This is a genomic window from Dyella mobilis, from assembly GCF_016904945.1.
GTDB classification, from domain to species: Bacteria; Pseudomonadota; Gammaproteobacteria; order Xanthomonadales; family Rhodanobacteraceae; genus Dyella_B; species Dyella_B mobilis.
In genome coordinates this window covers 388342-402098 of record NZ_JADIKF010000038.1, presented here as the reverse complement: position 1 = coordinate 402098, position 13757 = coordinate 388342, and the positions used below count along the sequence as shown (strand labels likewise).

Genomic DNA, 13757 nt, shown 5'->3' with positions numbered 1-13757 from the left:
TGACCCGCCGTTGGCGGGTCTTCTTTTTTACGCTGGCATCGCGGCCATCCCGCCCGGATACTGGCCGACCACTCTTCTCGACGGATAGCTCATGGCCGACCGCGCCGCTCTGCAAACCCAGCTCGAACGGGGCATCGATGCGCTGGGCCTGCGGTTGCCCGCAGAGGCCGTGCCGCGCCTGCTCGACTACCAGGCCCTGCTGGAGCGCTGGAACGGTACCTACAACCTCACCGCGATCCGCGATCCATCGGAGATGATCAGCCGCCACCTGCTCGACTCGCTGGCGATCCTTCCCCACGTGCAAGGCGAAACCCTGGCGGACCTGGGCACCGGCCCCGGCCTGCCCGGCATTCCGCTGGCCATTGCCGCGCCCGGGCGCCAGGTATTGCTGGTCGATTCCAATGGCAAGAAAGTGCGCTTCCTGCGCGAGGCCATCCGCTCGCTCAAGTTGGAAGGCGTACGCGCGCTGCAGTCGCGAGTGGAAGACGTGGAAGGCGAATACGACTGCGTGACGGCGCGAGCCTTTGCCAGCCTCGCCGACATGCTTGCCTGGGGCGGCCATCTGCTGGCGCCCAGCGGCATCTGGCTGGCCATGAAGGGCAAGTCGCCGGAGGAAGAGCTTGCCGGGGTTCCCGACGGCTTCGCCCTGGAAGGAATCCACGTTCTGGACGTACCCGGCCTGGGTACCGCGGAGCGTCATCTGGTCGCCCTGCGGCGGCGCTAGGGCGCCGGCTCCTCGGGCTTCGAGCCTACATCCTGCTAATCTAGCCGTTCTTTTTCACGCACTCGGTACCGGACGAAACATGGCCCGTATCATCGCTGTCGCCAACCAGAAGGGAGGCGTCGGCAAAACCACCACTGCTGTCAATCTCGCTGCTGCGCTCGCCGCGGCGAAGCGCAAAGTGCTGCTGGTCGATCTCGACCCGCAAGGCAATGCGACCATGGCGTCGGGTGTGAACAAGCACGAAGCGCATCCCAGCGGCTGTGAAGTCCTGCTCGGCGAAGCACCGATCGAACAGGCCATCGTCACCACCGAAGCGCATTACGACCTGCTGCCGGGCAACGGCGATCTCACCGCAGCGGAACTCAAGCTGATGGACGCGCTGGCGCGCGAAAACCGGCTCAAGGAACAGCTCGGCAAAGTCGCGCACAAGTACGACACGGTTCTGGTCGACTGTCCGCCGACACTGCACCTGCTCACCGTCAACGCGCTCACCGCGGCGAACGGCCTGCTGATTCCGGTGCAGTGCGAATACTTTGCGCTGGAAGGTCTTTCCAGCCTGCTCGACACGGTGAAGGCGGTGCGCCAACACCTCAATCCGCAACTGGAAATCGAAGGCCTGCTGCGCACCATGTACGACGTGCGCAACAATCTCGGCAACGAAGTATCGGCGCAGCTCACCCAGCATTTTGGTGACAAGGTGTTGCGCTCGATCATTCCGCGCAACGTGCGCCTGGCCGAGGCGCCCAGCCACGGCCAGCCGATTCATCTCTACGACCGCAGCTCGCGCGGCGCGATCGCCTATATCGGGCTCGCCGGCGAGATCATCCGCCGCGAACGGGGTTCGCAGGCGGCCGTAGCCGCGCTGCATGACATGCACGGCGACGCTCCCGGGGAAACGCTGGAAGCCTCGGCGCATCTTGATCAGGAGTAAGCACTGAATATGTCTGCCGCGAAAAAACGTGGACTTGGGCGTGGCCTCGATGCCTTGCTCGGCGGAGGCGAAACCGGAACGCCATCGGTGATCGAGCAGGAAGGCGAGCTGCGCCATTTGCCGATCCAGTACATCCAGCCCGGCAAATACCAGCCGCGCCGTCATTGGAACGACGAGGCGCTGGACGAGCTGGCCGCCTCGATCAGGGCGCAAGGCCTGATCCAGCCGGTGGTGGTGCGTGCACTGGGCAAGAACAGCTACGAGCTGATCGCCGGCGAACGCCGCTGGCGTGCCGCGCAGCGTGCCCAGCTGAGCGACATTCCCGCGCTGGTGAAAGACGTGCCCGAAGTCGCCGTGCCGGCGATGGCGCTGATCGAGAACATCCAGCGTCAGGATCTCACCCCGCTGGAAGAGGCCGACGCGATCAAGCGCCTGATCGACGATTTCGATCTTACCCATCAGCAAGCGGCCGACGCCGTGGGCCGGTCGCGCGCATCGGTGTCGAACATGCTGCGCCTGATCGATCTTCCCGCATCGATCAAGCGCCTGCTCGACGACGGCAAGCTGGAGATGGGCCATGCCCGTTGCCTGCTGACCCTGCCGGAATACCAGGCCGAAGCGCTGGCGCTGGAGGCTGCGCGCAACAACTGGAGCGTGCGCGAGCTGGAAGACGCCGCCCGCAAGGCGCAGACCGCGCCCAAGGGCAAGGCCAAGAATGCCCCGGTACGCGATCCGAATGTGGATGCGCTGGAACGCGAGCTGGCCGAGCGCTTCGCCACCAAGGTGGAAGTGGCACGTGGTCGCGGTGGCCGCGGCAAGCTGGTCATCCACTACCACAGCAATGACGAGCTGGAAGGGATTCTGGGCAAGATGCGCTGATCGATCGAAGAGAGAGTGGAGAGGCGTGAAAAGCAAGAGAGGAAGCCGCGCCCTTGCTTAGCTCTTCTCTCATTTCTCACACCGCTCTTTTTTCGCCGTTTTCCCGCAACGTTCCAACCTTACGCTGGCGCACCAGGCGTCCACACCGTTACCCAGGGTCTTTCCCATGCCGCAACTTTCCGTCGTCGTGCCCGTCTTCAACGAACGCGACAACATTCCGCCACTGCTGGCCGAAATAGCCACGGCGCTGCGCGGCAAAGTGGATTTCGAAATCGTCTACGTCGACGACGATTCCAGCGACGACAGCCGCGCCGTGCTGAACGCCCAGAAGGCCGGCTATCCGGAACTGCGCGTGTTGCACCACGTTACCCGCAGCGGGCAGAGCACTGCCGTGTGGAACGGCGTACACGCAGCTCGCGGTGCCTGGATCGCCACGCTGGACGGCGACGGCCAGAACGATCCGGCCGACATTCCCAAGCTGCTCGCCGCGCGCGATGCCGCCGAGCCGGGCATCAAGCTGTTCGCCGGCTGGCGCACCACGCGCCGGGACAGCTTCAACAAGCGCATTTCCTCCAAGATCGCCAACGCGGTGCGTTCGCGCATGTTGCGCGATAGCACGCCCGATACCGGCTGCGGCCTGAAGTTGTTCGAGCGCGAGCTGTTCCTGCGCCTGCCGTACTTCGACCACATGCATCGCTACCTGCCGGCGCTGGTCAACCGTGCCGGCTATCGCAGCCAGAGCGTGCCGGTCGGCCATCGGCCGCGCACCGCCGGCACATCCAAATACGGCATGCTCGATCGCTTGTGGGTGGGCGTTGCCGACCTGCGCGGCGTCGCCTGGCTGATGCGCCGGGCCAAAGTCACCCGTGTCGAAGAATCCTGAGCGCCATCACGCCGATTGAATGACTGAAGCGTATGCTTGACGGTCGTAGTCTCGTATAGGAGACCGTCCGTGAGTATTGTCGTCAAACGCGTCTACGAGCCCGCCAAAAAAACGGATGGCTATCGCGTACTGGTGGATCGCGTGTGGCCGCGAGGCCTCAAGAAAGAAGATGCGGCCCTCGACATCTGGGCGAGGGAGCTGGCGCCGACGACGGCACTGCGCCGCTGGTTCGGCCACGATCCCGCCCGCTGGGAAGGTTTTCGCCATCGCTACGCCAGCGAGCTGGATGCGCGCAAAACCTTCTGGCAACCCTTGGTGACCCAGGCCGAACGGCATCCCGTGACCTTGCTCTTCGGTGCGAAGGATGAGGAACACAACCAGGCCGTTGCGCTGAAGATGTATCTCGACAGCTGGATCAAGGCGAACGGGCTTGCCTAGCTAAGCATCCGAACGACCCGGATTCCACTCTGCCAGCGCCGCGCGTGTCTTGGCCCGGCCGAGTTCGATCAGCTCGCGTGCGCGATAGAACTCATAAGCGCTCGAGACGTTGCGCGCGATCTGTACCTGCAGATCCGGTTGATACGCCGCCAGGCGAAGACGCGAAAGATTGGCTTGCATCAGATCCATCGACTGCACCAGCAATTCCAGCGCGCCGTGTTCCTGCACCTTGGTCTGGGCGGCCTTGGAGTCGCCTGGAAGCAGCCGGCCGAGCAACCGGCCGATGCCGCGCCTGGCCGGCGTCGCACTGGCGGACATCTGCACGGGCGTATTCGTATCGGCGGGGCCATCGATGCTCACGGCGATCACGTAATCGGCCGGGTCGCGGATCAGCGGCGTCACGGGTACGGGGTTGAGCAACGCACCGTCCACCAATACGCGCCCGTCGATGGAATGCGGGCGGAACAGGGTAGGGATGGCGATGGACGCGCGCACTGCATCGAACAACGAGCCGCGCGTGAGCCACACCTCGCGTTCGCGTTCGATATCGGTGGCGACGGCGGTGAAGGCGATCGGCAATTCTTCAATCAGGGTGTCGCCGATCAAGTCGAGCAGCGTGCCGATGAGCTTCTCGCCTTTGATCAGTCCCCCGCCTGAAAAGGAGAACGACCAATCGACCAGTTTCAGCACATCGAACTTGTCCAGCGAACAGACCCAGTCGCGATAAATATCCAATTTGCCCATGGCATGGATGCCGCCGATCAGCGCGCCCATGGAGCAGCCGGCAATCGCGGTGATCTCGAACCCCTGCGCCTCGAGTTCCTCGATGGCACCAATGTGGGCAAGACCCTTGGCACCGCCTGCGCCTAGGGCCAAGGCCACGGCGGGCTTGCGTGCGGGTGCTTTGTCGACAGCTTCTTGTCGGGGATCGGTGACTGCCATCCCTGGCATGTTAGCGCGGGATGGCAGGGGTTTGGACTACTGATAACCGCCCAAAGCCAGCTGAAGCATGATCTTCATTTCCTCACGCAGCGGCAGTGGCGCCACGATCTCCGCATCCGGACCGTACTTGAGTACATCCATCAGCAGTTCGCGCGAATTGGAATACGGCACCTGCAATTCATAGCGGCCGTCCGGCAGCCAGCTTCCTTTCTGCTGGGAATGCCAATGCTCGTCCGCCACCCAGCGCGCGGCATGCGCCGAAAAGCGGATCGTGGCCCACGCCTTCGGCTTGCCGGCAAAAATGCCGTAGCTGGAAGCGAGCAAATCGTTCAGGTCGTTTTCCGCCACGTCGGTGGCAGCGGCCTCCAGGGTATGCGGTTCCACGATGCGATCCACCGCGAAACTGCGTAAAGCCTCGCGGTCGTGGTCCCACGCGTCCAGGTACCAGTTGTCGCGGTAATGCGTCAGCCGTTGCGGCGATACCGTGCGTCGGCTTTCGTTATTGGTGGTGCGCGCACGATAGAGGAAACGCAGCTGCTTGCGATCGAGCACTGCACCGGCGGTGATGCGGAAAACCTGCTGGTCCAGCTTGCGCTCGCCCCACGGAATGACGCGGATACGTTCCACCGGCAACGCCTTGCCGCTGGCACGATCCGACAGCAGATGCTCGATGCGTGCCTTGAACGGCGCCAGCGCGCCGGCCAGCACGCCGGGACCGCTGCGGCCGATCAGTTCGTTCAAGGCCAGCAAGGCGGCCAGTTCGTCCGAGGTCAGCCACAGGCCGGGCAGCTCGAAGCGCTGGCCTTCGGTGGCCTCGTAGCGAAACGCGGCGTGCTCGCCGCCGGCGCTTTCGATCGGTGCCCCCAGGGCGTCCCGCAGGAAGGCAATGTCGCGATATAGCGTGGCGCGCGAGCATTCCAGCTCGTCCATCAGTCTGGGCAGCGGCACCGGGTAATGGGCCGATTTCAGCAGGCGGTGCAGGGTAAGAATGCGCTCGTAGCGATCCATGTCGACTTTCGGCGGCCGGGGATTTGTGTAGCATGAGCATGCTACGTGACGCCCGCAAGCGCGCGTGCGGACTTTCCCCGGTCCTCATGATCAATTCGTCCCCTCCATCGCAGTCGGTGAACGGCGACTTCCATGCCCCTCCGGCAGGGTTGGCGCCCATGCTCCTGGAGGCCCTGGCCCTGTGCGGCTATGGCCTGTGGACCCTGCTTGGCCTGGCCCTGGCGCTGGGGATCTACCGCACCGGGCGCGGGGAAGCGCTGGTACCGCTGACGCTGGGCTGCGTGTTCGTCAGTGCCGGTCTGCTGGCAGCCTGCATGCGCTCGCGCGTGATGCCCGAATGGCATGGCTGGCGCGTCGGCACCGCGCAGCGCCCGACCCGCGAGGCGATGCTGGCCCTTGCCACCTACCTGCCCCTGCTTGGCCTGGCGGGCCTGGTCCGCGGCACGGACGGCTTCTGGGCCACGCGCGTGGCCAGCCTGATCCTGATGATCTGCAGCCTGTCCTGCCTGGTGACGAGTGCCTATGGCTACCGCACGCGCCGTCTGGCCAGCCGGGCAGGGATCGCCATCCAATTGCCAGTGAGCCGGTTGCTTTCAGCCTGGTACAGCGGTGGCCTGTGGTTGTGGGTCTGTGTGATCTTTCAGGCCGATCTCACGGGGAGCGTGGTGGAGCCTTTGCCGTGGGAGATCGGTCTGCTGCTGATGGCCATGCTGCTGGGCCTGGTCGATGGGCTGAACTGGCAATCCCTGACCGAGCCCGGCCTGGGCGAATACCAGCGGGCGGCGCAGGGGTTGCAGTCCCGGCGATTCCTGGCCGCCATCCTGGTCTGGGTGGTGCCCAGCCTCAGCCTGCTGCTGATGCCGATCGTCCCCGGCGGCCGATGGCTGGCACCGTGTGCGGCAACTGCCTGTATCATTGGAAAAAGTCTGGAGCTGTGGCTCTACGACTTTGCGCTTACGCGCTCCGCTCAGGCACGTTCGGCTCAGATCGAACCGTTTTGGCCGCGTGATCGGTATTAATACCGATCTAAACATTCACAGAAGATTCAAGCCGTGCCATTAAAGTGGCGCGTTGCACAACTTTTTAACAATAGGACAACCAGCGATGAAAACTATCCTGCTGACCGGTCTGGCGCTTGCCACCCTGGCCACATTCGCTGCCCAGGCCCAGGACACCTCGTCCGGCGTCCAGACCTCTTGGGGCACCTGGACCGGCTCAGGTGAATTGGGCTTCGCCTCGACGACGGGCAATTCCCGTTCGCAGAACATCAATGCGAAAGTAAAACTGCACCAGGAAACCGATCAGTGGAAGAACGACTTCTTCGCTGACTGGCTGCGCACCAAGGGCCAGGTCACGGTAGTCGATCCCCAGGGCAACTCGATCAAGCAATTCGATACCACCGCCAGCCGCTACGATTTCGGCGCTTCGGCCGGCTACAAGCTCGATACCCGCAGCTACATCGTGGCCGCCGGCCGCTACGACCACGACGACTTTGCCGCCAACCGCTGGCAGGGCACGGTCTCCGTCGGCTACGGCTACATGGCTTTGAAGACGGACCGCACCCAGCTGTCTTTCGAAATCGGCCCGGGTTACACCGAATACCAGCCGGCTACCGGCTACGTGACGATCGAAGGCAAAGAGGTGCTGGAAAGCGAACCGACCCAGCACCAGGTGGTGGCACGCGGGCTGATCAACTACAAATACCGCATCACCGACAACACCTCCTTCGAAGATACGTTCCTGACCGAAGCGGGCAGCAAGAACACCTACATGCAGAACGATGCCGGGCTTGCGGTCAGCATGACCAAGAAGCTCGCCATCAAGGTCGGCTTCCAGGTCCGCCACAATAGCGAAGTGTTGCCGGGCATCCGCCGCACCGACACGCTGACGACCACCAACGTGGTCTACAACCTCTAACCGAAGCGTCCGCCGCGCTTTGCGCGGCCATGCCACGCCAAACCCCTCTTGCCTTTGGCAGAGGGGTTTTTCTTTGCGCGATTTCTGAAAGCGCCTACACGCGTTTCCGCCATCAACCACGCGGCTTTCGCGCATTCGCTATGTCATCCCACGAGTGATTAGGAGAGCCTGAAAAAGGCTCGATAACGCTTGCTCGTGCCGCTTCCATCGCCTGACCTCCAGGGGCATCCGCGCTCATTTCGTACGCAGCACGATGCGCGCGCAAAGAGAGGTGTGTGCGATGAACGCCGCCCGCGCCACACCGCAGCCGAACCAGACCAGACACAATAGAAGGAGCTGTTCAGATGAGGCAGAAAACCCTGATCGCATCGGCCGTTGCGGCGGCATTGACCATGTTTACCTGCACGGCGTCGGCGCAGGATGTCGGCAGCGACAGTAGTAGCGAACCGAAAAAGGCCAAGAACCTGGAGGCCATCACCGTGACCGGTTCGCACATTCGCAGCGTGGATGTGGAAACGTCGCAGCCGGTCTTTACAATGGATCGTCAGGCGATTCAGGCCACGGGTTTGACCAACCTCAACGATGTGCTGGCGCGCCTGCCCTCAGCAGGTACGCCGGACATTACTCCGCAGGACACTTTGTTGAACGGCGCGGATGTGGGCGGGCGCTACGTCGACATCCGTTACCTGGGCTCCACGCGTACGCTGGTGCTGGTGAACGGTCATCGGTGGAGCACCAGCCTCAGCGGCCTCACCGACTTGTCGACCATTCCGGTCGCCATGGTCGAGCGCATCGATGTCCTGAAAGACGGCGCCTCATCCATCTACGGTTCCGACGCCATCGCAGGCGTGGTCAACATCATCACCCGCGAGAAATTCGACGGCGCCGAAGCCAACGTGTATTACGGCTCCAATCAAAAGGGCGATGGCCAGCAGAAAAACGCCGATTTCACCTGGGGCCACAACACCGCGAAGTCATCCACCATCATCAGCGCGTCCTATCAGGACGAATCGCCGATGTGGGATCGCACGCGCGCCATCACGCGCTACGGCGCCGGTCCACGCCACCCCGACGATAGTCTGGGGCTAGGGCCCTGGGGCCGCGTGACGGATCCACGCGCGGAGGGCACCCCGGGCGCCGGCAAATACGATAAGAACGGCCAGTGGGTTCCCAATCAGTACGTCATCAACCATGGCAGCGCAGATACCGGAAACCTGGATAACTACCATCGATTCACCGGCGACCCGAGCGACCTCTACAACACGAACCAGGACTCGACCTTCCGCGCGGGCAGCAAGCTCAAAACCATCTTCGCGCAGGAACGCTACAAGCTCACCGACGACATCACGCTGACGGGCACTGCCACCTACAGCACGCGCGATACCAGCAGCCAGCTCGCGGGATATCCGCTATCGACATCAGGCATCGATACCGCCAACCTGGTGATGGATCCGAACAATGCCTACAACCCGTTTCCCGGCTACGAAACGCCCTTTGCACGCCGCACGGTGGAACTGCCGCGCATTACCTGGGCCAATTCCCGGCTCGCCCACGTAGACCTGGGCGCCCAGGGCTACTTCAGCTTTCTCAGTCACGACTGGAGCTGGGATGCCAACTACACCTTCTCCCAGAACAATATCAAGCAAATAACCACCGGCAATCTGTATCTGCCGAACGTGCTCAATGCGATCGGCCCCACCACGGTGATCGATGGGCAACTGGCATGCGCCGATGCCGCAGCACGCGCCGCCGGTTGCGTGCCGTGGAATGTGTTGGCGGGCCCGGGCCATACACCGTCTTCGTTGTGGTCTTATCTCAATGCCGTAGGTACCGCGCGACAACAGAGCCAGACGGACGACATCACGGTGAACACGAGCGGCGGCTTGTTCGATCTACCCGGTGGTACGGTCAATATCGCCGGAGGCCTGGAACATCGCCGCGAAAAAGGCTACTTCCGTCCGTATGGTCCGGATTCGGCAGGCTTGACGACCAATCTCGCAAGCGATCCCACCAAGGGCCGCTACGACGTGAACGAGGCGTACCTGGAATTGGACGTGCCATTGCTGCGCGACCTGCCGGGAGCGCAAGAGCTGGGCCTCAATGTCGCCAGCCGCTATTCGCACTACAGCAACTTCGGCAGCACGACCAACAACAAATACAGCATACGCTGGCGGCCCATTACCGATCTGCTGCTGCGCGGTACCTATGCCAAGGGTTTTCGTGCTCCGGCCCTGCAGGATCTTTTCGGCGGCAATGCGCAAAGCTTTGAAACTTTCCTCGATCCTTGCGACAGCGCTTATGGTGCTGCCGTGGGCAGCGCGAACGTCGCTGCCGCCTGTGCAGCGGCCGGCGTGCCGACGAACTATCGACAGATCGGCCAATCCGGGGAAGTCGGTCCCAATGGCGGGCAAACGACCATTCCCTTCACTCAAGGCTCAAACCCAAAGCTGAAGCCGGAAACGTCCAGCACGCGCACCATGGGGCTGGTCTACAGCCCGCACTACGTCGATGGCCTGGATGTAACCCTGGACTACTACGACATCCGCCTGAAGCAGGCGGTCACTTACCTCGATGCCAGCGACATTTTGAACTACTGCTACATCGAGAACCTTGCCGACTACTGCGCAAATATCACGCGCGACAGTTCCGGTCTCATCAACTCGCTGCGGGAGGGCCCGGTAAACCTGGGATCGGTCAATACGCGCGGATTTGATTTCGGCATTCACTACCGCCTGCCGGTAACGCCCCTTGGCCAATTCCGCGTCGGTGTGGACGGCAATTATCTGAGCAGCTATCAAACCAGCAATGGTCCGGGGTCGTTGACCAAGAACCTCGCCGGCTGGATGAGCGGTACGCAGGCGCTGTATCGCACACGGTCCAACGTGCAGTTGGACTGGGACTACAAGCAATTCGGCGCAAGCTGGACGGTGCGTTACTTCTCCGGCCTCAAGGACAGCTGCTGGGATGTCGGCATCGAGTGCGATAACCCGGACTATCCCAATCCGGTAAATCCCGGCCAGGGCGTGGCACAAAAAGGTTCGACGACCTTCAACGACGCGCAGTTTCGCTACAGCATGCCGTGGAACGGCAAGCTCTCGCTGGGCGTCAACAACATCTTCAACAAGAAAGGGCCGCTGTACTACAACGTGGCTTCGGCCGGTTCCGGCAGTCCGCCTTACAACCCGCAGTTCGATATCGATCGCTACTTCTACGTGCAATACAGCCAGAAGTTCTGAGCGATCAAACCTTGCGTGCCTGCGACGAGGGCGATCCGTTGGATCGTCCTCGGGTTTTCCTCAGCGCGAAAGCAATGCCGAGGCGCCTTGTGCGAACAATGCCTGGGCCACGTCATGGCCCAGCTTTACCGGATCGTCGCCTTCGCCGGCGGCTTCCGCCAGCAACAGCCGGCCACTGGATACATCGCCGACCATGCCGCGCAAATGCAGCCCGTGCTCGGTGACCGTGCACCATGCGCCCACCGGCACGGTGCAACTGCCGCCGAGCAGGTGATTCATAGCGCGCTCCGCCGTCACCGCCAGGCGCGTATCGGCGTCATCCAGCACGGCGAGGGCTTCGAGCACTTCAATCTGGTCGATGCGTGCCTCGATCGCAATGGCCGCCTGGCCCGGTGCAGGCAGCCAGTCCGGTGCCGCCAGGCGACTGCGGATGCGATCGTGCAAACCCAGGCGTTCCAACCCTGCGCAAGCCAGCAGGATCGCTTCATAGTGACCGGAATCAAGCTTTTGCAGACGCGTGCCGACGTTGCCGCGCAGGTCCAGCAATTCCAGGTCGGGCCGCATGGCACGCAGTTGGGCCTGCCGGCGCAGCGACGACGTACCGACACGCGCACCACGTGGCAACGCATTCAGCTCGGCGTAGTCGTTGCTGACGAAGGCATCGGCGGCATCCGCGCGCGGCAGGATCGCCGGGAGCGTGAAGCCCGCTTCCAGTTCTGCTGGAACGTCTTTGAGCGAATGCACGGCCAGGTCGGCGCATCCTTCCAGCATCGCCACCTCCAGTTCCTTGAGGAACAAGCCCTTGCCGCCAATGGTGGCCAGCGGCTTGTCGAGAATTTCGTCGCCGCGTGTCGACAACGGCACCAGTTCCACGCGAAGCCCGGGGTGAGCGGCGCGCAGGAGTCCTGCCACGTGTTCGGCTTGCCACAGCGCGAGTGCGCTCTTGCGTGTGGCGATGCGCAGGGTCGTGGGCGTCATGACAGCTCCGGTGATAAACGGTCGTCGCTATTGTCGCGCACCGGTCACCCCATGCGCAGCAGCTTGCGCAAGGCGGGGAGATTGCGGCGGCTTACTTCCGGGCTGAAATCCGTGCCGGCGAGGCGCGCCAACACGCGTCCGTCGGCCAACGTCTTCAGACCGATCAGCCGGTGAGCCGGGACCAGGCAGTTGCGATGCAGTCGGATCAACTGGTCGGGGTAGGTTTCTTCCAGCTGGCGCAGCGAATCATCCAGCAGCAGCTGGTCGCCGCTGCGATGGGCGACTACGTACTTTTCTTCCGCCAGCAGGCAGATCACGTCATCCAGCGCCATGCGCACCGGCTCTCCGCGCACGCGTGCATGCAGCCATCCGCTGGGTTCGCGTAGATGCGCTTCCAGCCTCTGCTGCACGCGCCGCAGCGCATCCTGCAGGCGTTCCACCCGTACCGGCTTGAGCAGGTAATCGGCGGCACCAAGCTCGAACGCGTGGACGGCATGCGCCTCGTAGGCGGTGCAAAACACGATTTGCGGCCGGGTCCGGTTGGCCAGCCGCGCAGCGAGCGCCTTGCCGTCGAGCCCCGGCATGTTGATATCCAGCAGCAAGACATCCGGGCGGCTATCGGATAGCGCGGTCAGCGCCGCCTCGCCATCGCCGACGCTGCCGACGATCTCCACGTCCTCGCACTCCCCGAGCAAGGTAGCCAGCCGCGCGCGTGCCAGCGGTTCGTCATCGACGATCAGCACGCGCATGGCGCATCTCCACCGGCAGACGCAGCTTCACTACAAAGCGGCCTTCGTGCGGTCCCGCTTCCATGCTGGCACGCGGCCCGAAATGGTAGGCAACACGCTGGCGAACATTGTTCAAGCCGTGGCCGCTGCCGCCGCTGCTCGGTTCGTCGGCAAGCGGGTTGTCGATCTGGATCTGCATCATGTCGTTCTCGCAGCTGCCGAGCAGCACGATCTCGCCACCCTCGCGGCGCGGCTGGATGCCGTGGCGCACGGCGTTTTCCACCAGCGGCTGCAGCAGCAACAACGGCAGCGAGGCGTCCAGCGGCAGGTTTTCAAGTTCGCGGCGTACGCGCAAACGCTCGCCCAGGCGCAGTTCCTCGATCGCGAGATAGCGATCGACCAGCTGCAATTCGTCGCCCAAGGTGCCGGTATGCGTGTCGTGTTGTCCCAGGGCGGCGCGGAACAATTCGGAAAGGTTTTCCACCGTGCGTTCGGCGGCCACCGGATCCACGCGAACCAAGGCGGCCACCGTATTCATGCTGTTGAACAGAAAATGCGGACGTATGCGTGCCTGCAGGGCCTCGACCCTGGCATGCGCTACCGCCGCCAATCGCGCCTGCCATTCGGCCAGCACGAAAAAATAGCGCAGCATGGCCGCGCCCAGCAGGGCGGCGATCAAGGCATTGTCGCGCACGAAAACGTGCGGCCCAGAAAGAATCAGTTGCATGCCCAGCATCTGGTCCATCCACTCGGCGGCCATGCTACCTGCGGTCACGATCAGCAGCATGACCAGCCAGACGCCGGCATACGGCAGCAGCCCGGGCAGGCGGCGCAACCAGGGATGCAGTTTGCACAAAGCCACGCCGATGACGATCGCCAGCCATTCCACGAACAGCATGCCGACGCTGTAGCCGCGCCACCCCCGCGTGCTTTCCGGTGCCAGCCAGCACAGCGTCACACACAGCGCGCCTACTACCAGCAGGGCGGAAATCACCGGCAGGCTGCAGAAGTCCGGCAGCGGACTGTGCGGTTGAGTCGGTGCTTTGGACGAGGATTCCGGCATGCGGACAAGTATGCCCGCTGCCGTCGCCGC

At 63.2% G+C, this 13757-nt stretch carries 13 protein-coding genes; 8 read left to right on the top strand and 5 right to left on the bottom strand.

The genetic code is table 11. The features are described 5' to 3' along the window. Positions 1-91 precede the first annotated feature (91 nt). The 5 genes from rsmG to ISS99_RS09410 all read left to right on the top strand — a co-directional run bounded on the left by rsmG (position 92) and on the right by ISS99_RS09410 (position 3855). Positions 92-724 (top strand): 16S rRNA (guanine(527)-N(7))-methyltransferase RsmG, encoded by a 633-nt coding sequence (gene rsmG / locus ISS99_RS09430; RefSeq protein ID WP_204631356.1) that lies wholly within the window; start codon positions 92-94, stop codon positions 722-724. A 79-nt stretch (positions 725-803) separates the two neighbouring features. After that, positions 804-1655 (top strand): ParA family protein, encoded by an 852-nt coding sequence (locus ISS99_RS09425; protein WP_204631355.1) that lies wholly within the window; start codon positions 804-806, stop codon positions 1653-1655. A gap of 9 nt (positions 1656-1664) precedes the next feature. Further along, a complete protein-coding gene (locus tag ISS99_RS09420) occupies positions 1665-2534 on the top strand; it encodes a ParB/RepB/Spo0J family partition protein (protein WP_204631354.1) in 870 nt (289 codons plus the stop codon). Between the two features lie 166 nt (positions 2535-2700). Then, a complete protein-coding gene (locus ISS99_RS09415; protein WP_204631353.1) occupies positions 2701-3417 on the top strand; it encodes a glycosyltransferase in 717 nt (238 codons plus the stop codon). A gap of 69 nt (positions 3418-3486) precedes the next feature. Continuing rightward, positions 3487-3855, top strand: coding sequence for a DUF488 domain-containing protein (locus ISS99_RS09410; protein WP_204631352.1), 369 nt, complete (start codon positions 3487-3489; stop codon positions 3853-3855). Here ISS99_RS09410 and ISS99_RS09405 read toward each other — a convergent pair whose 3' ends face one another. Together ISS99_RS09405 and ISS99_RS09400 are read right to left on the bottom strand one after the other, a co-directional pair. Beyond that, positions 3856-4797: a patatin-like phospholipase family protein gene (locus ISS99_RS09405; RefSeq protein WP_204631351.1), complete on the bottom strand. Its 942-nt coding sequence runs from the start codon at positions 4795-4797 to the stop codon at positions 3856-3858. It lies immediately after the preceding gene. 36 nt (positions 4798-4833) lie between these two features. Then, positions 4834-5805, bottom strand: coding sequence for a helix-turn-helix transcriptional regulator (locus ISS99_RS09400; RefSeq protein ID WP_204631350.1), 972 nt, complete (start codon positions 5803-5805; stop codon positions 4834-4836). A gap of 158 nt (positions 5806-5963) precedes the next feature. On the opposite strand from ISS99_RS09400, the gene ISS99_RS09395 reads away from it, so the two are divergent. The 3 genes from ISS99_RS09395 (at position 5964) to ISS99_RS09385 (ending at position 10958) form a co-directional block, all read left to right on the top strand. Next, complete coding sequence (locus ISS99_RS09395) at positions 5964-6824, top strand: hypothetical protein (protein ID WP_204631349.1); 861 nt, start codon at positions 5964-5966, stop codon at positions 6822-6824. 85 nt (positions 6825-6909) lie between these two features. Next, positions 6910-7722, top strand: coding sequence for a DUF481 domain-containing protein (locus ISS99_RS09390; RefSeq protein ID WP_204631348.1), 813 nt, complete (start codon positions 6910-6912; stop codon positions 7720-7722). 344 nt (positions 7723-8066) lie between these two features. Then, the gene (locus tag ISS99_RS09385) at positions 8067-10958 is read left to right on the top strand and encodes a TonB-dependent receptor domain-containing protein (protein ID WP_204631347.1); all 2892 of its coding nucleotides are present in this window, start codon (positions 8067-8069) and stop codon (positions 10956-10958) included. A gap of 60 nt (positions 10959-11018) precedes the next feature. Here the strand turns inward: ISS99_RS09385 and hemC are convergent, their stop codons facing one another. Genes hemC through ISS99_RS09370 form a run of 3 tightly spaced genes read right to left on the bottom strand, consistent with a single transcriptional unit; the run spans position 11019 to position 13727 of the window. After that, entirely contained in the window at positions 11019-11936 is a 918-nt protein-coding gene (hemC, locus tag ISS99_RS09380) for a hydroxymethylbilane synthase (protein ID WP_204631346.1), read from the bottom strand. Between the two features lie 44 nt (positions 11937-11980). Continuing rightward, entirely contained in the window at positions 11981-12685 is a 705-nt protein-coding gene (locus ISS99_RS09375; protein ID WP_204631345.1) for a LytR/AlgR family response regulator transcription factor, read from the bottom strand. Continuing rightward, positions 12663-13727 (bottom strand): sensor histidine kinase, encoded by a 1065-nt coding sequence (locus tag ISS99_RS09370; protein ID WP_204631344.1) that lies wholly within the window; start codon positions 13725-13727, stop codon positions 12663-12665. Before ISS99_RS09370 ends, ISS99_RS09375 begins: the two co-directional genes overlap by 23 nt. Between the last annotated feature and the right edge of the window lie 30 nt (positions 13728-13757).

Excerpts from the sequence above, each read along its gene's own strand:
- ISS99_RS09395 (WP_204631349.1), top strand. The coding sequence starts at position 5,964 with ATGCTCCTGGAGGCCCTGGCCCTGTGCGGCTATGGCCTGTGGACCCTG.
- ISS99_RS09400 (WP_204631350.1), bottom strand. The coding sequence starts at position 5,805 with ATGGATCGCTACGAGCGCATTCTTACCCTGCACCGCCTGCTGAAATCG.
- ISS99_RS09425 (WP_204631355.1), top strand. The coding sequence starts at position 804 with ATGGCCCGTATCATCGCTGTCGCCAACCAGAAGGGAGGCGTCGGCAAA.
- hemC (WP_204631346.1), bottom strand. The coding sequence starts at position 11,936 with ATGACGCCCACGACCCTGCGCATCGCCACACGCAAGAGCGCACTCGCG.
- ISS99_RS09420 (WP_204631354.1), top strand. The coding sequence starts at position 1,665 with ATGTCTGCCGCGAAAAAACGTGGACTTGGGCGTGGCCTCGATGCCTTG.
- ISS99_RS09375 (WP_204631345.1), bottom strand. The coding sequence starts at position 12,685 with ATGCGCGTGCTGATCGTCGATGACGAACCGCTGGCACGCGCGCGGCTG.
- ISS99_RS09385 (WP_204631347.1), top strand. The coding sequence starts at position 8,067 with ATGAGGCAGAAAACCCTGATCGCATCGGCCGTTGCGGCGGCATTGACC.
- ISS99_RS09405 (WP_204631351.1), bottom strand. The coding sequence starts at position 4,797 with ATGGCAGTCACCGATCCCCGACAAGAAGCTGTCGACAAAGCACCCGCA.
- ISS99_RS09370 (WP_204631344.1), bottom strand. The coding sequence starts at position 13,727 with ATGCCGGAATCCTCGTCCAAAGCACCGACTCAACCGCACAGTCCGCTG.
- rsmG (WP_204631356.1), top strand. The coding sequence starts at position 92 with ATGGCCGACCGCGCCGCTCTGCAAACCCAGCTCGAACGGGGCATCGAT.
- ISS99_RS09415 (WP_204631353.1), top strand. The coding sequence starts at position 2,701 with ATGCCGCAACTTTCCGTCGTCGTGCCCGTCTTCAACGAACGCGACAAC.
- ISS99_RS09390 (WP_204631348.1), top strand. The coding sequence starts at position 6,910 with ATGAAAACTATCCTGCTGACCGGTCTGGCGCTTGCCACCCTGGCCACA.